The organism is Streptomyces sp. NPDC104202, assembly GCF_055584185.1.
Genome location: NZ_JBVJMN010000038.1, coordinates 1 through 18,188, shown reverse-complemented (window position 1 = coordinate 18,188; position 18,188 = coordinate 1). Strand labels below are relative to the sequence as shown.

Below are 18,188 nucleotides of genomic sequence, written 5' to 3'. Positions count from 1 at the left end.
CGTCACCCGACCCCTCTCACGTCGCCACGCCGGAGCCGACGTCCCGAGTGCCGCGGCGAGCGAACCACCGTGATGCCAGGAAGCTTTCGAACGGGGAGACCATGGACCGCAGGCAGTTGCTCCGCGCCACCACCGCTCTCGGTGCCACGGCCACCGTGTCCGCAGCCGCGGGCACCGCGACCGCCGCCCCCACCGCCACCGGCGACCCCGCCACCGCCTCGCCGCCGTCCGCCGCCACCCCGGATCCGAGCCGCCCGCGCCGCGTCCACCTCGTGATGTTCGACGGCGTCGAGGAACTCGACTTCGCCGCCCCCTACGAGGTCTTCTCCGCTGCCGGCTTCTTCACCCCGCGCCCGGTCGAGGTGCGCTACGTCTCCGCCACCGGGGCCCGCAGTGTCACCGGCGCGTACGGCACGGTCGTGCGCGGCATCCGCCCCTGGGCCCCTGAGGACGCCGACGTGCTCGTCGTCCCCGGCGGAGGCCATGCCCGGCGCGGCACCCCCGGCGTATGGGCCGAGATCGAGCGCGGCACCCTGCCCCGCGCCCTCGCGGCCGCTCCCTGCCCGGATCTCACGGTCGCGGACCTGTGGCGGTCGGCCGCACGGGAGCGCCTGGGAGTGCACGGAGGCCGACCGCCCGGTGAGAGGAGCAGGGGGAAACCGCGTACCGCGCCACCGCGTCGACGCGCCGTCATGTGAGACTCACACCATGGACATGGGACGAGAGTCGCGGTGGGAGAAGGACGCGATGACGGTGGAGATCGGCTTCGCCCTGGTGACGGCCGCGCTGCTGGGTGCCGCCGTCTTCGGCGTACTCCTCGTTCCGGCCTGGCTCGTCGGTGTCGGCGAACCTGCCGGGAGGGTGCTGCTCCGGATCGGCGGCGTCCTCGCCGTCGCCGCCGCTGTGTGGCGGGTGGTGCGGGTGTTGCGCCGTTTCGACGCGACGCGGCGTCAAGGACGCTGACCCGCCTGCCGACTGCCGACTGCCGACTGCCGACTGCCGACTGCCGACTGCCGACTGCCGACTGCCGCCTGCCGCCTGGCGTAAGACGCATGGCGTATGGCGCATGACGGCCGCGCGGCGGGGTGGATCCGCGCTGCCGCGCCGCCGTTCGCCGCGCTATGGTCACCGCGGCGAGCGGCGAGCGGCGAGCGGCGAGCGGCGAGCGGCGCGCGGAGCCGAGTTCAGCGGTGTCCGGTTCAGGCCGTTGGGGGAGGGACTCGTCGCCCCCGCACCGACCTCATGCTCCAATCGGAGCTCTACGCCGCCGCCCTGGAGCAGCTCCGGCTGATCGTTCCGTGGTGCGGCGTCCCGCTCTGGCGCGCCAAGGACAACGCGGTCCGCGCCTTCGAGGCGGCGCGTGACACGGCGGCCCTCCTGTCCCGGACCTGCCCCACTCCTTCAGGGGATGTCTTACGGATCACTGGCAGAGAGATCGCAGGACCTGCTGATGGCGGCGGAACTGTTGCCTGCGACGATGCGCCTGTGACCTACGACCTTGCTGTGTGGGACGGCGACCGTCCATTTGACAACCGTGCTGCGAGCTCGACGTATGACGAGTTCTACGAGCGTTACCTGGAGTCGGACGACGTCGCCATGCCTCCGGCCCCGCGCATCGTCGCGTATGTGGAAGCCCTCGTCGCGAGATACCCGGACGACGTCAACCACGATGTCGTGTGGGCGTCGCCCCCGGTCATCGACGAGGCATCGGGACCGATCGTGTACCTGCTCATGTCCTACAGCCAAGCCGAGGAAGTATCCGAGTTCGCCGCCGCACTGGCCCGCGAGCACGGCCTTGTCTGCTTCGATCCACAGGGAGAGTGCCTCCGGCCGTGAGCTGCCTGCTCTTCAGCGAGAGGACCAGAGGAAGATGACGCGGAGGTGTGGCTACCCAGCCCGGTCGAGTGTGACTTCGATGTCGACCGGAGCGGACCGCCCATCGCGCTCAGGAGCGGGTTCTGGTCGATGACGCGGCGAGTAGCCGCGAGTGCATCCGCTCGCGGCTCGCCGATGGCAGCGTGATCGAAAGCGCTGTCTCCGCCACCGGTGATATGCAGGTCCGCCCAGGCAGGGTCTTCGGCGAAGCATGCCCGGAATTCCAGCTTCCAGTTCTGGGGCTGCCAGTACGGGTCCTGCGGATCGCCGCCCTCGTTGACTGCCAGCAGTCGTCCAAGGGACAGCGCGGGCCGGTTCCCGGTCCAGTCCCAGACCCCCCACTCGACGATGAAGCCGCCCCATCGTCCTCAGGTCCCTCAATGCCCTCGATCGGTACCTGCACGAACTCCTCAAAGGCAGCCCACGCCGCCTCAATGGTGCGGGCGCCAGCGGCAACACCATGACGACCCAGTATCTGCTCGAACGCTGCGGCGCTGGACCGCCAGGAGATGGACACGCCGCCAAGCTAGCTGCACCGATCATCCCGTCCAGCCTTAGGTCGGGGGTCCCACCTCGTGATCCGAAGGAAACGGCCTGGGGCGGCCTTGGGGGAGGCAGCTGGAGGGGGCCGGCCTCGTCCCCTCCCGCCGGACGGCCCGGAACCACGGGAGGGCGGCCGTCACGACCCCGGCGGAGACGTGTCGCGAAAGTTCAAGACCGGTCCGGCCGGGGCTCCTAGCGTGGGGGACATGAACGAGATCCACGCACACCTCGCCACCTGCGCCGACGAAGCTGCCCGCGTCACGCGCGGCGTCACCTCCGAGCACCTCGCCGCCCCGTCCGGCTGCACGGACTGGACCGTCCGTGAGCTCGCCAACCACCTCGTTCTCTACACCGCGCACGGCCTCGAGCACCGCGCCCTGCGCACCACGCTTCCCGACGACCTCGTCGCGCGCGACTTCACTGCCGAGGCCGACTGGCCCGAGCGCTACGCCGCCCAGCTCGACCGGGCGCTGGCCGCCTGGTCGAAGCCCGAGGCATGGGACGGCGACGTCGACTTCGGGGGCGGCAGCACGATGCCCGCCCCCGAGATCGTCGCCATGCTCATCGCCGAACTCGCCCTGCACGGCTGGGACCTGGCGCGCGCGACGGACCAGGAGTTCGTACTGCCCGAGGACACCGGCGGCTACCTCCTCGGCGTCGTGGAGCGGTACGCCGAGATGTACCGCCAGTACGAAGGCTTCGCCGCCCCGGTCCCCACCGGCTCCGACGCCTCCGCCTTCACCCGCGCCCTCGCGGCGAGCGGCCGCACGCCCTGAGGCCCGGGCCGGCCTGGCTCACCGGCCGACCCGGGCTGCCCCCTCGATCACCGTGCGAGGGCCGCTGGGGGCTCCGGCAGCCGACGGCCTTCGCCTCCCACGACTTCGCGAGCCACGCCGGCAACCGGCCGCGCGACCAGCAGCGGCCGTTGGCCGCGACCTGCGGGGGCGTTCCTGCGAAGACCGCAAGACCCATGATGCTGCTGTGGCCGGAAGCCGGGCGATCGCCGAGCGTCGGGACCGTGGGTGCGACGCCGACCCCCTCCGCCGACCCCCACGCCACCGGCCGCCGGGCCGCCGCCTCGGCGAGGCGGCGGACGAAGCTCAGGCGGCCCTCGGCCGAGAGGTTCGGCAGGGCCCAGGTCGTCGTGACGACGGGCAGGGCGTCCGCGGGCACCCGGGCGAGGGCCCCGGGCAGCAGGTCGGCGCCCCCCCCGCAGCAGCACGGGAGGCGACGTCGCCGCCAGCGCCATCTCCGCGTCCAGCCGCGTCACGGCGTCGTGTCGATCCGGCCACACGCGGGCGCGCAGCCACCCGGCGTCAGCCGCGTCGGTCACCGCCACCGGATCGCCGTCGACACCGATCCGCGCGACCACCTCCGGCATCGCTCGCGTGGGCACGGCCCCGACCGCCCGCGCCGGACGCCCTCATCCGTACGGGAGACGACGGGTCACGCAGGACAGGCCCGTCGGCGTCGGTCGCTGACGCGGTCGGGCCGGCCCAGACGGCACAGTGGCCCCCGGACAGCCTGAGATCCCGGCGTCAGCCGCCCTGGACGAACCGCGCGTCGAGGCCGGCGTAGACATGCGCCTCAAGGCATCCCGGCGCGTCCATGGCGACGGCCTCGCCGCGGTAGACGGCGACGAGCGAGTCCTCGCCCCGCCACCAGGTGTCGGTCAGGCCCCGGACCTCGGCCACCGGCTCGTACGCCGCGAGGTCCAGGGCGTCGACGGCCTCGCCGGTGAGCCGCGTGACGCTGCGGGCCAGGCGCCGCGCGCGGTCGGCCAGCGCCAGCGATTCCACCCAGCCCTCGGTACCGGCGTGCAGCGGCGCCCAACGGCGGCCATGGATCCCGAACTCACCCTCCGGGCCGATCATGAATTCGTACGCCATGGAGTACCGGCCGACCCCGGCCGGGAACCACCACCCCTCGGCGTCCGCGCCCTCGGGAAGGTCCGCGCCCAGGACCCGTGGACCGCTCTCGTAGAACGGCGCCGGCGGCAGCGCGAGACCACCCCAGCGTGCGTCGAAGGCCACCGCGCGATCGATCTCCGCGGCCGGGATCCCCTGCTCGATCCAGAGGTCCCGGAGACGCCCGATGTCCTGCCGGGCACACCGGATGCCTTCCGACTCGACGAAGACCGTCGCACGGCGGGTCAGACCGATCGGTGCGGCGGGGACGGACGATGCGGGAGGGACGGCCACCATGGTGCCGGAGCCTATCGGCGCGGCCGATCGGCACCTCGGCCGCGGCCCGCCCGGTCCCGGCGTCCCAGGACCGGCGTCCCTCCGCCCGAAGCCGTCGGGAACCGGCGCGTCCACGGGGGAGGCGGAACAAAGGGCCGCCCTCGGCGACGGGGGCTTAACTCGGATGCGGACACCCGGGGTCGTCGTGTCTCATCGGCCGCATGACGATCATTCCAAGCAAACCCCGCGTCGAAGAACTGGGCGAAGTCGTGGACGTCCTGCGGGAGTGGCAGGACGACGGCGCACCGATGCAGTTGCACCCGGGCGACCTGGGATGGTTCTGGAGGTTCGGCGCGGAAGCCACGGCCGAGGCGGTGAGGACATGGAGCCGGGACGGGCGGGTGCTCGCCGTAGGGCTCCTCGACGGCGCCGAACTGCTGCGCGTCACGACGGCCCCGGACGTACGGCGTGACCCGGATCTCGCAGGACGGATCCGGGACGACGTGATCGATCCGCGGCGGGGCGTACTGCCCGACGGAAGCGTCTCGGTCGAGGCGCCCAGGGACGCGCTCCTCCGCGATGTGCTGTGCGCGCGCGGCTGGTCCGAGGGCGAGCCGTGGACCTCGCTGAGGCGAGACCTCACGGAGCCGGTGGAGGACCCGGGCCTGCGGATCGAGGTGGTCGCACCGCAGGACGCCCACGTATACGCCGACGTGCTCCGGGGAGCCTTCGACGGGTCGACGTTCACGGACGGACGCTGGCGGGCGATGGCGGCCGGATCGCCGTACACGGACGCGCGGAGCCTCCTGGCGTACGACGACCAGGGCAGCGCCGTGGCGTCGGTGACGGTGTGGTCGGCGGGCCCGGGCCGGCCGGGCCTGCTCGAACCGATGGGCGTGCACGGGGCCCACCGCCACCTCGGTCACGGCAGGGCGATCACCGTCGCCGCGGCGGCCGCGCTCCGGGAACTCGGCTCGTCCAGCGCGCTCGTCGGCACTCCGAGCTCCCACGTCGGCGCCGTCGCCACATACGAGTCGGCCGGCTTCCTCCGGGGCCCCGAGGTCCGCGACGTCTGCCGGGACGCCCCCTAGGGTGCGCCCCGCCGATGGAATCCGGCCCGAGCGGCCCGGACAACGGTGCTGAGCGACCCTGGCGGCGGCCACGACGTGTCCCGTCGGCCGCCCTGAGGCCCTACTCCGTCCCGAGCGCGGGCAGGGGCTCGCGTGCCGCGTGCCAGGTGGCGGGAAGCGAGGCGACGCCCGTGCGGGCGGCGATCACACCGCCCGCGATCGCGCAGGTGGTGTCGATGTCGCCGCGGCCGGCGACGGTCGACCACAAGCCCTCCTGGAGGTCGTCGAGGTGACTCGCCGCGCACCACAGGGCGTACGGGACGGTGTCGGGCCCCGACATCCGGTAGCCGGAGCCGAGGACCTCGGCGGCGTGGCGGACCGAGGTGTGAACCGGCATGCGGGCCGCGATCCGCACGCCCGACCGGACGTCGCTGTCGGGGAGACGCGCGGCGACGGCATGAAGGAAGTCCGGCCGGTCCGGCGCCTGTTCGCCCCGGGTCCGGGTGGCCAGGGCCGCGGCGAGGGCGACCGCCACCGCTCCGGCGACCGCCTCCGGATGGTGGTGGGAGACGATGCCCTGACGGGCGGCCTGCTCGGCGACGGCGTCCAGGTCGGCGGCGTGCCAGGCGCCGAGCGGGGCGGAGCGCATGGCTGCGCCGTTCCCCCAGGAACCCTGACCGCCGAACTGCCCGGCGACCACCTTCCGCCAGGGTTCGCCCGCGCCGATCCGGCGGAGCACGTCGTGCATCGAGGCGCCGTAGCCGCGGTGCGTGTCGTCCTCGTACGCCGCCGCGAGCCGAAGGGCGAGGCGGTCCTGGTCGACGATGCCGCCGCCGTCGAGGAGTTCCCGGACCAGGACGAGCGCCTGGGCGGTGTCGTCGCTCCACCGCCACAGCGGTTCCGGAGGCAGCGTCCGAGCCTCCAGGGCCGACGGCCCCTCGCGCCGCAGGATGCCGAACCAGCGATCGCCGAAGGCATCGCCGAACGCGAGTCCGTCCAGCGCATCCATGACAGCGGCAGGCAGGGTGATCATCGGCGCAGTATCGCAGCGCGAAACGCACCCCCGCACGCCGATTCCGCGTGCGCACGCTGCCGACCCGGGCGTGCTGGCCGGAGTGGCCACCCCGGTCGCCGACCGGGGCCTGGAGCGGGGGCACGGACCCCGCGTCGGGGTCCTCCCGAACCCTCGATCAGCGGAGCCGACTTAATGCCTGGCAGCGAAGTCCGCGACTGCGTGATCATGGCCCGATGGACGCTCGTTTTCTCGGCATCACCGAACTGACCGAAGTCCCCTCCGTGGCCGTCGTCATCGACGTCATGCGTGCGTACACCGTGGCTGCCTGGGCGTTCGGCAGAGGCGCGGAGAAGATCGTCCTCGCCGGGTCGCTGGACGAGGTGCGGGCGCTGAAGGCGGAGCATCCGGAGTGGGTGGCGCTGAAGGACGGGCCGCCGGCGGAGGGGTTCGACGCGGTGAACTCGCCGGGCCTGCTGAGGTCCGCCGACCTCGTGGGGCGGACCGTGGTGCAGAAGACGACGGCGGGGACGGTCGGCGCGCTGGCCGTCAAGGACGCCTCACTCGTGCTGTGCGCCGGGTTCGTGGTGGCGGAGGCGACGGCCCGGGTCCTGCGGGAGCGAGGGGTCGACGCCGTCACGTTCGTGGTGACCGGCGAGGACGGGCGCGCGGAGGAAGACCTCGCGTGCGCCCAGTACATCGCCCGGAGGGCGGCGGGGGAGGAGGTCGGCGCCGCCGGCTTCCTCCGACGGGCCACCGCGTCGCGCGCCGCCGTCGAGCTGACGGACGGCGTGCGGGAGGGCGCGCACGCCGACGACGTCCCGCTCTGCGTCGAACTCGACCGGTTCCCCTTCGCCATGGTCGCGGCCCCGGAGGACGCGCTGATGGTGCTCCGCCCGTACGCCCCGACCCGGTGAACGGCCTGCCGGTACGGTCGGGGGATGAGCGCTGATTCCCCACCGACGGTCGACGAGATCGAAGAGCGTCTCGTCGCGCTCGTCGAGGGCCGGCTGACCCGCGACGAGGCCGACCGATGGGCTGCGGGCTGGACGGCACGGGACGAGCTCGACTGGGACGACGCCTCCTGGTGGGCACTCGGCCTCCTCCACGGCATCGACCTCCCGGCGGGTCCCGACGGTGGGTATCTGCACGACGACGAGCAGGTACGGCTCTGGCTCGCCGAACTGAGGAGGCGTCGGCGCGCGCCCTGACGCGGCACGGGACCCGCAGACGGGGACACCCGGGCCGTGCCGCGGCACGGCCCGGGCGGGGCGGTCGGCCCGCGGCGGCGGTGTCCACGGCCGTCACCCCGAGCCCGCGACTCCCGTGCGAACCGGGGTACGCGTCCCTGGCGGAGTGGAGCAGCGGCCTCACGGCGGATGCGGGAGGAACCGGAGCCGCCTACCGGTGGCCCAGCACGTTGACCACCCTGCCGTTGGGGTCGCGCGCGAAGAACCGGCGTACGCCCCACTCCTCGTCCTGGAGCGGGTGCAGGATCTCCGCGCCGCCGGCGCGGAGGAGCGCGTAGGCCGCGTCCACGTCGTCCACCTCGATGCTCAGATCGGGCGTGACCGGCGCGGTCTTGTCGTCGCTCATGACACTGATCTGGGCCGCCGGCGCGGACGGGGAGGCCAGGGTCATGATCCAGCCGTGGTTCATGACCTCCTCGAATCCCAGCAGGCCGTAGAACTCCTTGCTCTCCTGCGCGGCATCGGAGTGGATGGTGGGCACGACACGACGAACGGCCATCGAGGGCTCCAGGTGCGGACGGACGGATCTGCGGACCCTCCAGGAGTACTACGGGGCACCCGTCGCCGCACCCGCTTTCGTGCCATGTCCCAGGTGTGCCGCGCTACCGGCGGTCGTGGCCGCGACGTCCCGGAAACGACGCGCCTCCGTGCCTCCGGCCCGCGCGGCACCGCCGAAGCCGTCGCGTCTCAGGCCCCCTTCCGTCCGCGGCGCCGACGAGGGGCGCATCACCGCCCACGTCGTACGCCGGAGCCTCCCGTCAGCTCATCGCGCGGGCGAAGTCGAGCGAGCCCTTGCTGTTGAGGACGGCACCGTCGCAGGCGGGAAGGCCGCCCTTCGCCCCGGCCGGCCGGACGCGGCGGCGGTACGGGCCGCGGCCGTGACGCTCCGTGCGGTGATGGAGCGCCACCGCGGCCGCTACCCGGAGGCGGTCCGCTGCTGCGCCGCGCACCCGTCCGCACCCCCGCCCCGTCCGACGCGGACGTCGTCGGCCTCGGACTCGAACTCACCTCGTCCGCGCCGCACGCCAGGCTGCACCCGCAGGTCCGCACCGAGGTGGACCGGACACTGTGGAACTCGCCGACCTGATCCGCCGGGCGCTGCCGGAGCCGCCCGCCCCCTCCGGCCCGGCAGAGCCGCCCGCCGCGCCGTTCACCCGCCGCGAGAGCGAGATCGTCGGCCTCGTCGCCGACGGCCTCACCACGCCCGCCATCGCCGCCCGCCTCTACCTCAGCCCCCGTACGGTCGAGTCCCACCTCGGCCGCATCTCCCGCGAGGCCGGCGCCACCACCCGCGCCGCTCTCGCGGCGCTCCAGGCCCGCGCGGCCCGGGACGGCCCCGCACCACCGTGGTCGTAGGGGCGCCGAGCTGGACGGGTAAGGTTTCAGCAGGCGAGAGCAGCGTCCCGCCGCTGCCGTGCCGGGATCGATGGCGCCCCCGGCGTCCTCCCGATTCACGACAGGTCCGTTCGCTTTGTCCTCTGCTGTCACCGCCGTGTCCGCGGTCTCCCGCCTGCGTGCTTTGAAGCCCGACTGGATGTCCGACCCCAAGGTCTGGCGCACCGAGATCCTGGGCGGGCTCGTCGTCGCCCTCGCGCTGATCCCCGAGGCGATCTCCTTCTCGGTCATCGCCGGCGTCGAACCGGCGCTCGGACTGTTCGCCTCGTTCACCATGGCCGTGACGATCGCGGTGGTCGGCGGCCGGCGGGCCATGATCTCGGCCGCGACGGGCGCCGTCGCCCTGGTCATCGCACCCCTCAACCGCGAACACGGCCTCGGCCATCTGATCGCCGCCGTCATCCTGGCCGGGGTGTTCCAGGTGGCGCTCGGGGCGCTGGGCGTGGCCAAGCTGATGCGGTTCATCCCGCGCTCGGTGATGGTCGGCTTCGTCAACGCCCTCGCCGTCCTGATCTTCATGACGCAGCTGCACGAGCTGACCGGGGTGCCGTGGCCGGTGTACCCGCTGTTCGCCGGTGGCCTGGCGCTCATGGTCCTCCTGCCGAGGATCACCAGGGTGGTCCCCGCGCCGCTCGTGTCGATCGTGGCGCTCACCGCCCTCACGGTCGGGGCGGGGATCGCGGTGCCGACGGTCGGCGACAAGGGCGCCCTGCCCTCCGCGCTGCCCGTTCCGGGCCTGCCCGACGTGCCGTTCACCCTCGACACGCTGGCGACCATCGCGCCGTACGCCTTCGCCATGGCCCTGGTCGGGCTGATGGAGTCGCTGATGACCGCGAAGCTCGTCGACGAGATCACGGACACCCGCTCGAACAAGACCCGGGAGTCCATCGGACAGGGCGTCGCCAACATCGTCACCGGCTTCTTCGGCGGGATCGGCGGGTGCGCCATGATCGGCCAGACGATGATCAACGTGAGGGTCTCGGGTGCCCGCACCCGCGTCTCGACCTTCCTGGCCGGCGTGTTCCTGATGGTCCTGTGCATCGTCTTCGGCCCGGTCGTCTCCGACATCCCCATGGCCGCACTGGTCGCGGTCATGGTCATGGTGTCGTTCGCGACCTTCGACTGGCACTCCGTCGCCCCGAAGACCCTGCGGCGGATGCCCGCCGGCGAGATCGTCGTCATGCTCGTGACCGTGGCCTGTGTGATCGCCACCCACAACCTCGCCGTCGGCGTCGTCGCCGGCTCGCTGATCGCCCTGGCCGTCTTCGCCAAGCGCGTCGCCCACGTGGCCCGGGTGACCGCGGTCCTCGACCCCGACGGCGGCGAGGTGGTCTACCGGGTCACCGGCGAGCTGTTCTTCGCCTCCTCCGACGACCTCGTCGGCCGGTTCGACTACGCGGGCGACCCGGAGCGCGTCGTCGTCGACCTGTCCGGCGCCCACATCTGGGACGCCTCGTCCGTCGCCGCCCTCGACGCGGTCGAGAGCCGGTACGCCCAGCGCGGCAAGACCGTCGTGATCACCGGCCTCGACGCCGCCAGCGCCGAACTGCACGCCAGGCTGAGCGGCGAACTCACCGTCGGGCACTGACCCGCCCGGCCCCCGTGCCGGACACACCGCGGCCCGGGCAGGCGCGAGGCGTGTCCGGGCCGTGTGGGGGTGGGGCGCCGTGCGCGGTCAGGCGGCGAGCGTCCGGTGGAGCGCGTCGAGGCCGTCGCGGTAGATGCCGGCGAAGAGCTCCTCGGTCTCGGCGTCGGTGGCGCCGTCGGGAGTGAAGCGTCCGGACCACTGGACCTCGGCCACGTCGTCCCGGCCGGCGACCGGGTGGACGCGCAGGGTGGAGAGGTAGCCCGTGACCGGGAAGGGCGCCTCCAGGATGGCGTAGCTGTAGTGGCGCCCGGCCTCGTCGAAAGAGACGAGGCGCTCGACGATGACCTCGCCTTCGGGGTTGGTCAGGCGCCGGACGCGCCCGCCTTCGAGTGCGGTGCTCTCGGGGATGTACGGGAGCCAGTCGGGCAGCGCGTCGAATCCGCCGATGAGGTTCCAGACCTGCTGGGGGGAGGCGGGGACGAGGCGGGAGACGGACGTGGAAGCCATGGCGTTGCTCCTGTCGGGGAAGTGGCGTGGGGGGAGTGGGGGATGGTGGGCCGCGCGGAGGTACGGGGGAGGTGCGGGACGGTGGTCAGGCGCCGTGCGGCAGCGGGGCCGCGGGGCTGACCAGTCCGGCGGCGCGCAGGTCCGTCCAGAAGGCGGCCGGTACGTCCTCGTTCAGGGCGGCGGTGTCCTCGGCGATGCGGCCGGGACGGGTGGCGCCGGGGATGACGGCGGCGGCGGCCGGGTGGGCGAGCGAGAACTGCAGTGCGGCGGCCTTGATGCCGATGCCGTGCCGGGCGGTCAGCTCCGTGAGCCGGCCGACGCGCTCGATGATCTCGGCGGGGGCCTCCTGGTACTCGAAATGGGTGCCGCCGGCGAGGACGCCGGAGCTGTAGGGGCCGCCGACGACCATGTCGACGCCCTGTTCCTGGGCCAGCGGGAGCAGCCGCGTCAGGGCGTGGTCGTGGTCGAGGAGGGTGTAGCGACCGGCGAGGAGGAAGCCGTCGGGGCGGGGCTCGTCCAGGGCGAGGGTGAGCTCGATGGGCTCGGTGCGGTTGACGCCCAGGCCCCAGGCCTTGATGACGCCCTCGTCGCGCAGGCGGGACAGGACCCGGAAGGCGCCGGTGCGGGCCTCCTCGAACTTCTGCAGCCACTGGTCGCCGTGGAAGTCCTGGGCGATGTCGTGGACCCAGACGATGTCCAGGCGGTCGGTGCCCAGGCGTTCGAGGCTGTCCTCGATCGAGCGCTCGGTGGCCTCGGCGGTCCATTCGTGGACCATCTTGTGGGGGTTGCCGTGCTCGAACAGGCCGCCCTTCTCCCCCAGGTCGCGGGCGGCGCCCTCGTGTTCGTCGAGGATGACCCGCCCGACCTTCGTCGACAGCGTGTAGGAGTCGCGGGGCTTGGAGGCGAGGACCTCGCCGAGGCGGGTCTCGGCCAGGCCGGCGCCGTAGAAGGGGGCGGTGTCGTAGAAGCGGATGCCGTGGTCCCAGGCCGCCTCGACGGTGGCGCGGGCCTCCTCGTCGGGGATCGCGCGGAACATGTTGCCGAGCGGCGCGGTGCCGAAGCCGAGACGGCCGGGGAGGATTTCCTTGAGCGACATGCGAGTGCCTTCTTCTGTGAGCGGGGGGTGGCGCAGTGGGGGGAGTGGGGAGCGCGGCTCAGTTGAGCTCGTCGGGGTGCGGGCCGGTGCGCAGACCGCGGTCGAGCGCGGCCACGGCGCCCATCTCGTCCTCCGTGAGGGTGAAGTCGAAGACGTCGAAGTTCTCGCGGACCCGGGCCGGCGTCACCGACTTGGGGATGACGACGTTGCCGAGCTGGAGGTGCCAGCGCAGCACGACCTGGGCGGGCGACTTGCCGTGGCGGGCGGCCAGGTCGCCGATGACGGGCTCGCCGAGCACCGCGCCCTGGGCGAGCGGGCTCCACGCCTCGGTGGCGATCCCGTGCCCGGCGTGGAGCGCGCGCAGTTCCGCCTGCTGGAGGCCGGGGTGCAGCTCGATCTGGTTGACGGCCGGGGTCAGATCGGCGCCTTCCATGAGCCGCGCCAGGTGGCCGGGCTGGAAGTTGGAGACGCCCGCCGCACGGATGCGGCCCTCGTCGGCGAGGCGCTCCAGGGCTCGCCACGAGGCGCGGTACAGGTCCCGGGCCGGGGTCGGCCAGTGGATCAGGTAGAGGTCGGCGTAGTCGAGTCCGAGCTTGGAGAGGCTGGCGTCGAAGGCGCGCAGCGTGGCGTCGTACCCCTGGTCGGCGTTCCACAGCTTGGTGGTGACGAACAGCTCCTCGCGGGGGAGTCCGGAGGCGGCGAGCGCGCGGCCGACGCCGGTCTCGTTGCCGTAGACCGCGGCGGTGTCGATGCTGCGGTAGCCGGTCTCCAGCGCGGTGGTGACCGCGGCGGCGGTCTCGTCGTCGGGGACCTGGAAGACGCCGAAGCCGAGCTGCGGGGTCTCGACGCCGTTGTTCAGGGTGACGGTGGGGACGGTGGAAGGTGCCATGGTGTGCGGGTCCTTCTTCACGTGGTGCGGGGGGTGAGGGTGTAGCGGACGCTCTGGGCGCTGACGAGCCCGTCGCGGAAGACGAAGGTGTCGACGCCGTCGAGGGCCTCGTGGGTGGTGCGGGTCATCGTGCGAGTTCCTCGACGGCTGCGCCGGCGAAGCCGTGGTCCTGCTCGGGCGCGCCGCCGCCGACGCCGATCGCGCCGATCAGTCGGCCGTCGCGGTGGACCGGTATGCCGCCGGCGATGAACAGCAGCGGCCGGTCGAGCGCCGTCGGCAGCGAGTGGAAGGGGCCGTCGGGCTTGACGAGGTCGACCAGCGCCGCGGTGGGAGCATCGAGCTGGAGTGCCGTGTACGCCTTGCGGGTGCTGGTCTCGCCGGAGATCAGCACCGCGCGGTCGTCGCGACGGAAGGCGAGCAGGTGCCCGCCCGCGTCCAGGACGGTCACGCTGACGGTGACGCCGGCCGCCTCGGCGGCGCGGCGGGCGGCGTCGACCAGGATCTCGGCGTCGGCGGTCGACAGGGGCGTGACGGCGGTCGCGGTGGTGGTGCTCATGGCGCTTCTCCTCGGAGTGCGAGTGCGGTGGGGGAGGGGGAGGTCAGTGGTGTGCGGGGACGGGGGCCGGGGCGGCGGTATCGGCGGGGCCGGCCGCGGGGGTACGGCGCTCCAGGGCTGCGGACCAGAAGGCGAGGCCGAGCGCGGCGGCGGCGAGGACGGCGCCGACCCAGTTGGGGGACGTGTAGCCGAAGCCGGCGGAGATCACGAGGCCGCCGAGCCAGGCGGCGAGCGCGTTGCCGAGGTTGAAGGCTCCGATGTTGACCGCGGAGGCCAGGGTCGGCGCGCCGTGCGCCTGGTCGAGGACCCGCTTCTGCAGCGGCGGCACGGTCGCGAAGCCGAGGGCTCCGACGAGCAGGATGGCGACGGCGGCGAGCACCTTCTGGTGCGCGAACACCGTGAAGAGGGCGAGGACGACCGCGAGCCCGCCGAGGGTCGTGTACAGCATGGGCATCAGCGCGCGGTCGGCGTACCGGCCGCCGATGAGGTTGCCGAGGAACATGCCGATGCCGAACAGGACGAGCAGCCAGGTGACGGCGCCCTCGGAGTATCCGGCCACGTGCGTCATCATCGGGGCGATGTAGGTGATCGCGGCGAAGACGCCGCCGAAGCCCAGCACGGTCATCGCCATGGCGAGCAGCACCTGCGGGTTGCGGAAGGCGGTGAGCTCACGGCGCAGCCGCGCGCCTTCGGGGCGCGGCGTGGCGGGCACCAGCCTGGCGATGCCGAACAGTCCGACGACGCCGAGCGCGGCGACGACGGCGAAGGTGGTGCGCCAGCCCACGGCCTGCCCGATGAAGGTGCCCAGGGGCACGCCCACGATGTTGGCGACGGTGAGTCCGGTGAACATGGTGGCGATGGCGCCGGCCTTCTTGTCCGGTGCGACCAGCTCGGCGGCGACGACGGAGCCGATGCCGAAGAACGCGCCGTGGGCGAGCGAGGCGACCACCCGGCCGGCCAGCATGAGTCCGAAGCTCGGGGCGACGGCGGACAGGAGGTTGCCGATCACGAAGAGGCCCATGAGCAGCATGAGCATCCGCTTGCGGCTCACCTTGGTGCCGAGCACCGTGAGCAGGGGGGCGCCGATGACGACGCCGAGGGCGTATCCGGTGACGAGGAGTCCGGCCGTCGGGATCGTCACGCCGTAGTCGGCGGCGATCTCGGGCAGCAGACCCATGATCACGAATTCGGTGGTTCCGATCCCGAAGGCACCGATGGCCAGGGCGAGGAGTGCGAGGGGCATGGGCTCGACCTTCTACGATTGCTTGAGTGAGCTCCTTAGGCGCTTCGACAATAGTTGCAAGCGCGCTATAAATGCAAGCGCGGCCAATCCTCGTGCGATGTGATCGTGCGCTCGCGGGCCGACCGCCCCGCCCCGCCCGGCCCACGGACCCTTGCGTCGGCCCTCCGGGGGCCCTGGCCGGTCATTTCTCCCGCGCGTACCCTGGCTCCCGCCCCCTCGTAAGGAGACCCCGTCCCATGACCGCCACGGACCCCGCACTCACCGCACTCGCCAGCGGATGGGGCGCGCTCTCCCTCCTGCACGGCAAGATCGAGGCCCGCATCGAGCGTGCCCTGCAGGCCGGACACGACCTGAGCGTCCGCGAGTACGCCCTCCTCGACGTCCTCAGCCGCCAGCACGACGGGGAGGGCGGCCACCTGCAGATGAAGCAGGTCGCCGACGCGGTCGTCCTCAGCCAGAGCGCCACCACCCGGCTCGTCTCCCGCCTGGAGGACCGCGGCCTGCTCTCCCGCTACCTCTGCCCCACCGACCGCCGCGGCATCTACACCGACGTCACCGCGTCGGGTCTGGCCCTCCTCGACCAGGCCCGCCCGACCAACGACGCGGCCCTCCGCGAGGCCCTCGACGACGCCGCCGGGAACCCGGAACTGGCCTCCCTCGTCGACGCCGTCCAGGCCGTCGACGGGGTGGGCGCCGCGCCGCGGGGCCGATAGCGGAACCCGCCGCGCGCCCGGCGAAGGGGTCAGCCGGCCGAGACGCGCACCCGGAGCCGGTACGGGGCTCCGCTGCTGATCGCCGCGGCCTGTTCCGCCAGGTCCGCGTCGCTGAACCCGAGCAGAGCCCGGTCCGCGGCCGTCCGGAGCAACGGCACGATCTCGCCGACGGGCCGGCCGCGATGCGACACGGCCAGCTCGGCGTACGCCCGCTGGTACGGCGCCCCGTACCGGTCGGCCGGGTCGGCCAGAAGCCGGTGCATGTCCTTCGGGTGGAGGCTGATGTCGCCCATGACGGCTCCCGGACGTCCGTCGGGGCCGGGCGGCTCCCGGCCCACCTGCTGTCGACGGTAGGTCCCGCCACTGACATCGCCGCCGACCTGCGACCCGCCGCCCGGGCGTCCCCCGCGCCGTCGTGGGCCGGTGAGCCCCGCCGCGCGCGGGACGGGGCTCCGTCCGCCGAGTACGCCGTGCCGCCGTGCCCGGGGCGCCCAAGAATTGCAGCGACCTGCCGATGGGGCGAGGCTGAGAATCCGCAGCCTGAAACGGAGCAGCCAGCTATGGGCAATCTGGTCGTGGTCGGTGTGGACGGCTCGGCGACGAGTCTCGCCGCCGTGGAGGCAGCCGCCGCAGCGGCGTCCCGGCGCGGCGCGGAACTGCGCGTGGTGCACGCCGAGGTCCCGATCAAGCCCCGTCTGGTGGTGCCCGACCCGGCCGCCAGAACCCTGGTCCACGAGGCGGCGGAGCACGCCGTGCGCGTGGCGCCCGACCTCGTGGTGACCCGGTCCGTGGTCACCGGCGACGTGGTGAACGTCCTGGAGATCGAGTCCCGCGCGGCGAGCCTCATCGTCGTCGGCTCCCGGGGCATGGGCGGCATCGCCGGTCTCCTGCTCGGCTCCACCCCGGTGTCCCTGGCCGCCCGCAGCCACTGCCCGGTGATGACCGTACGCGAGGGACACCTGTCCTCCGCCGGCACCGGTCCCGTCGTCCTCGGCGTCGACGGTTCCCCGGACGGGGACGAGGCCGTCGACGTCGCCTTCGCGGAAGCCGCGCAGCGCCGCTCCCCACTCGTGGCCCTCCACGCCTGGCAGCCGGACGACACCCCCGAGGGCCCGGCCGCCGAGATCGCCGAACGGATGCTGGCCCAGTCGCTGGCCGGCCGCTCCGACACCCACCCGGACGTCACCGTCCGGCGCGAACTGGTCGACGGGCAAGCCCGTGACGCCCTGCTCGACGCGAGCCGGACGGCCCGGCTGCTCGTCGTCGGCGCCCGTGGCCGCGGCGGCATCGCCGGCCTGCTCCTCGGCTCGGTGAGCCAGGCCCTGATGACACGCGCGCACTGCCCCGTCGTGACCGTACGCAGGACCGCGTGAGCCGACGGCAGCGGTCGACGCCCTCGACGCGTGATCCCGGCCGGAGATCCGCCGTGCCGCGCGACGCCGCGGAAGCGCACCCGCACGTGAGGAGACCGGAATTCCGGGACCGCCGTCATGGTGGCATCACCGTGCCGAGTGAAGGGGAGGCGCCTGCGCTTTCCGATATGCCGTGAGGAGAAACCGACGAGGGGTCGGGTGGAGGGGGCGGGGTCGGTCATCCGGTGCTTCGGAGGCTGATAACCGGAGTTCCCCGGCTTCTCGTCCCTGTGCTCGGCGTTCTTGCGGGTGTGTACCTCAGTGGATGCGGGGCAGGCGGAATTCAGGCCGGAGTGAGATGTCCGCCGCGGACCTGATACCGACACGGAATGCGGGCCGGTTGTTCCGATTCCGGCCCTGTTCCTTTTCTTCGAAAGGGTTGATTGCGTATGACCGGCAATGTGTGGGGCTACCGTGAGACCTCCGGCCGTCTGGCCGGTGGCGACCTGACGGGCTACAAGGTCGAGGCGGCCGACGGTTCGATCGGCAAGGTCGACAAGCACTCCGACGAGGTCGGCTCGGCCTACATCGTGGTCGACACGGGCCCGTGGATCTTCGGCAAGGAGGTCCTCCTGCCCGCCGGCACCGTCAGCCGCGTCGACGCCGGGGAGGAGAGGGTCTACGTGGACCTCACGAAGGAGCAGATCAAGAACGCTCCCGAGTTCGACAAGGACAAGCACCTCGGCAACCCCGAGTACCACGAACAGATCGCCGGCTACTACGACGGCCGGCACCGCGCCTGACGGGCGCCCCTCGTCGTGAGCCCGGGGCGGGGGGGGGGGGGGGGGGGGGGGGGGGGGGGGGGGGGGGGGGGGGGGGGGGGGGGGGGGGGCGGGCGGCGTAGCTGGCGCTACGC

22 protein-coding genes and 1 pseudogene are annotated in these 18,188 nt (G+C 73.1%); 12 read left to right on the top strand and 11 right to left on the bottom strand.

Annotated elements, in window-relative coordinates; genetic code table 11:
- The first annotated feature begins 101 nt into the window (after window positions 1-101).
- From ACZ60W_RS23310 to ACZ60W_RS23295, 4 genes are all read left to right on the top strand, one after another.
- Complete coding sequence (locus ACZ60W_RS23310; RefSeq protein WP_469757278.1) at window positions 102-698, top strand: DJ-1/PfpI family protein; 597 nt, start codon at window positions 102-104, stop codon at window positions 696-698.
- A gap of 10 nt (window positions 699-708) precedes the next feature.
- Complete coding sequence (locus tag ACZ60W_RS23305) at window positions 709-963, top strand: DUF6332 family protein (RefSeq protein ID WP_469757277.1); 255 nt, start codon at window positions 709-711, stop codon at window positions 961-963.
- A 522-nt stretch (window positions 964-1,485) separates the two neighbouring features.
- Window positions 1,486-1,836 carry a hypothetical protein gene (locus ACZ60W_RS23300; protein WP_469757276.1) on the top strand — a complete coding sequence of 117 codons (351 nt, stop codon included), beginning with the start codon at window positions 1,486-1,488 and terminating at the stop codon, window positions 1,834-1,836.
- Between the two features lie 788 nt (window positions 1,837-2,624).
- Window positions 2,625-3,194 (top strand): TIGR03086 family metal-binding protein, encoded by a 570-nt coding sequence (locus tag ACZ60W_RS23295; RefSeq protein WP_469757275.1) that lies wholly within the window; start codon window positions 2,625-2,627, stop codon window positions 3,192-3,194.
- Here the strand turns inward: ACZ60W_RS23295 and ACZ60W_RS23290 are convergent.
- Together ACZ60W_RS23290 and ACZ60W_RS23285 are read right to left on the bottom strand one after the other, a co-directional pair.
- Window positions 3,157-3,814, bottom strand: a pseudogene (locus ACZ60W_RS23290) (DUF2332 family protein). The gene ACZ60W_RS23295 and the pseudogene ACZ60W_RS23290 sit on opposite strands and share 38 nt — an antisense overlap.
- A gap of 142 nt (window positions 3,815-3,956) precedes the next feature.
- Entirely contained in the window at window positions 3,957-4,622 is a 666-nt protein-coding gene (locus ACZ60W_RS23285) for a hypothetical protein (RefSeq protein ID WP_469757274.1), read from the bottom strand.
- A 200-nt stretch (window positions 4,623-4,822) separates the two neighbouring features.
- On the opposite strand from ACZ60W_RS23285, the gene ACZ60W_RS23280 reads away from it, so the two are divergent.
- On the top strand, window positions 4,823-5,692 hold the full coding sequence (locus ACZ60W_RS23280; protein ID WP_469757273.1) for a GNAT family N-acetyltransferase: 870 nt from the start codon (window positions 4,823-4,825) through the stop codon (window positions 5,690-5,692).
- Between the two features lie 100 nt (window positions 5,693-5,792).
- On the opposite strand, the gene ACZ60W_RS23275 is transcribed toward ACZ60W_RS23280, so the two are convergent.
- Window positions 5,793-6,704, bottom strand: a complete 912-nt coding sequence (locus ACZ60W_RS23275; RefSeq protein ID WP_469757272.1) for an ADP-ribosylglycohydrolase family protein — start codon at window positions 6,702-6,704, stop codon at window positions 5,793-5,795.
- A gap of 215 nt (window positions 6,705-6,919) precedes the next feature.
- Here ACZ60W_RS23275 and ACZ60W_RS23270 point away from each other — a divergent pair, with 215 nt between their 5' ends.
- Window positions 6,920-7,600 carry a 2-phosphosulfolactate phosphatase gene (locus tag ACZ60W_RS23270; RefSeq protein WP_469757271.1) on the top strand — a complete coding sequence of 227 codons (681 nt, stop codon included), beginning with the start codon at window positions 6,920-6,922 and terminating at the stop codon, window positions 7,598-7,600.
- A gap of 24 nt (window positions 7,601-7,624) precedes the next feature.
- Window positions 7,625-7,894 carry a hypothetical protein gene (locus tag ACZ60W_RS23265; RefSeq protein WP_469757270.1) on the top strand — a complete coding sequence of 90 codons (270 nt, stop codon included), beginning with the start codon at window positions 7,625-7,627 and terminating at the stop codon, window positions 7,892-7,894.
- 190 nt (window positions 7,895-8,084) lie between these two features.
- On the opposite strand, the gene ACZ60W_RS23260 is transcribed toward ACZ60W_RS23265, so the two are convergent.
- Window positions 8,085-8,432: a VOC family protein gene (locus ACZ60W_RS23260; RefSeq protein WP_469757269.1), complete on the bottom strand. Its 348-nt coding sequence runs from the start codon at window positions 8,430-8,432 to the stop codon at window positions 8,085-8,087.
- A gap of 259 nt (window positions 8,433-8,691) precedes the next feature.
- Window positions 8,692-8,883 carry a hypothetical protein gene (locus ACZ60W_RS23255; protein WP_469757268.1) on the bottom strand — a complete coding sequence of 64 codons (192 nt, stop codon included), beginning with the start codon at window positions 8,881-8,883 and terminating at the stop codon, window positions 8,692-8,694.
- 118 nt (window positions 8,884-9,001) lie between these two features.
- On the opposite strand from ACZ60W_RS23255, the gene ACZ60W_RS23250 reads away from it, so the two are divergent.
- Window positions 9,002-9,289 (top strand): helix-turn-helix domain-containing protein, encoded by a 288-nt coding sequence (locus tag ACZ60W_RS23250; protein WP_469757267.1) that lies wholly within the window; start codon window positions 9,002-9,004, stop codon window positions 9,287-9,289.
- A 178-nt stretch (window positions 9,290-9,467) separates the two neighbouring features.
- Window positions 9,468-10,916 (top strand): SulP family inorganic anion transporter, encoded by a 1,449-nt coding sequence (locus tag ACZ60W_RS23245; RefSeq protein WP_469757266.1) that lies wholly within the window; start codon window positions 9,468-9,470, stop codon window positions 10,914-10,916.
- 87 nt (window positions 10,917-11,003) lie between these two features.
- On the opposite strand, the gene ACZ60W_RS23240 is transcribed toward ACZ60W_RS23245, so the two are convergent.
- The 5 genes from ACZ60W_RS23240 to ACZ60W_RS23220 all read right to left on the bottom strand — a co-directional run bounded on the left by ACZ60W_RS23240 (window position 11,004) and on the right by ACZ60W_RS23220 (window position 15,207).
- The gene (locus ACZ60W_RS23240; RefSeq protein WP_469757265.1) at window positions 11,004-11,423 is read right to left on the bottom strand and encodes an SRPBCC family protein; all 420 of its coding nucleotides are present in this window, start codon (window positions 11,421-11,423) and stop codon (window positions 11,004-11,006) included.
- An 85-nt stretch (window positions 11,424-11,508) separates the two neighbouring features.
- On the bottom strand, window positions 11,509-12,519 hold the full coding sequence (locus ACZ60W_RS23235) for an aldo/keto reductase (protein ID WP_469757264.1): 1,011 nt from the start codon (window positions 12,517-12,519) through the stop codon (window positions 11,509-11,511).
- A 58-nt stretch (window positions 12,520-12,577) separates the two neighbouring features.
- Window positions 12,578-13,408, bottom strand: a complete 831-nt coding sequence (locus ACZ60W_RS23230; RefSeq protein WP_469757263.1) for an aldo/keto reductase — start codon at window positions 13,406-13,408, stop codon at window positions 12,578-12,580.
- Window positions 13,409-13,532: 124 nt separating this feature from the next.
- Entirely contained in the window at window positions 13,533-13,964 is a 432-nt protein-coding gene (locus ACZ60W_RS23225; protein WP_469757262.1) for a GlcG/HbpS family heme-binding protein, read from the bottom strand.
- A gap of 43 nt (window positions 13,965-14,007) precedes the next feature.
- Complete coding sequence (locus tag ACZ60W_RS23220; RefSeq protein ID WP_469757261.1) at window positions 14,008-15,207, bottom strand: MFS transporter; 1,200 nt, start codon at window positions 15,205-15,207, stop codon at window positions 14,008-14,010.
- 236 nt (window positions 15,208-15,443) lie between these two features.
- On the opposite strand from ACZ60W_RS23220, the gene ACZ60W_RS23215 reads away from it, so the two are divergent.
- Complete coding sequence (locus ACZ60W_RS23215) at window positions 15,444-15,920, top strand: MarR family winged helix-turn-helix transcriptional regulator (RefSeq protein WP_469757260.1); 477 nt, start codon at window positions 15,444-15,446, stop codon at window positions 15,918-15,920.
- A 29-nt stretch (window positions 15,921-15,949) separates the two neighbouring features.
- Here ACZ60W_RS23215 and ACZ60W_RS23210 read toward each other — a convergent pair whose 3' ends face one another.
- Window positions 15,950-16,213, bottom strand: coding sequence for a hypothetical protein (locus ACZ60W_RS23210; RefSeq protein ID WP_469757259.1), 264 nt, complete (start codon window positions 16,211-16,213; stop codon window positions 15,950-15,952).
- 267 nt (window positions 16,214-16,480) lie between these two features.
- On the opposite strand from ACZ60W_RS23210, the gene ACZ60W_RS23205 reads away from it, so the two are divergent.
- Window positions 16,481-17,293 (top strand): universal stress protein, encoded by an 813-nt coding sequence (locus ACZ60W_RS23205; RefSeq protein ID WP_469757258.1) that lies wholly within the window; start codon window positions 16,481-16,483, stop codon window positions 17,291-17,293.
- 428 nt (window positions 17,294-17,721) lie between these two features.
- A complete protein-coding gene (locus ACZ60W_RS23200) occupies window positions 17,722-18,075 on the top strand; it encodes a PRC-barrel domain-containing protein (RefSeq protein WP_469757257.1) in 354 nt (117 codons plus the stop codon).
- Window positions 18,076-18,188 lie beyond the last annotated feature (113 nt).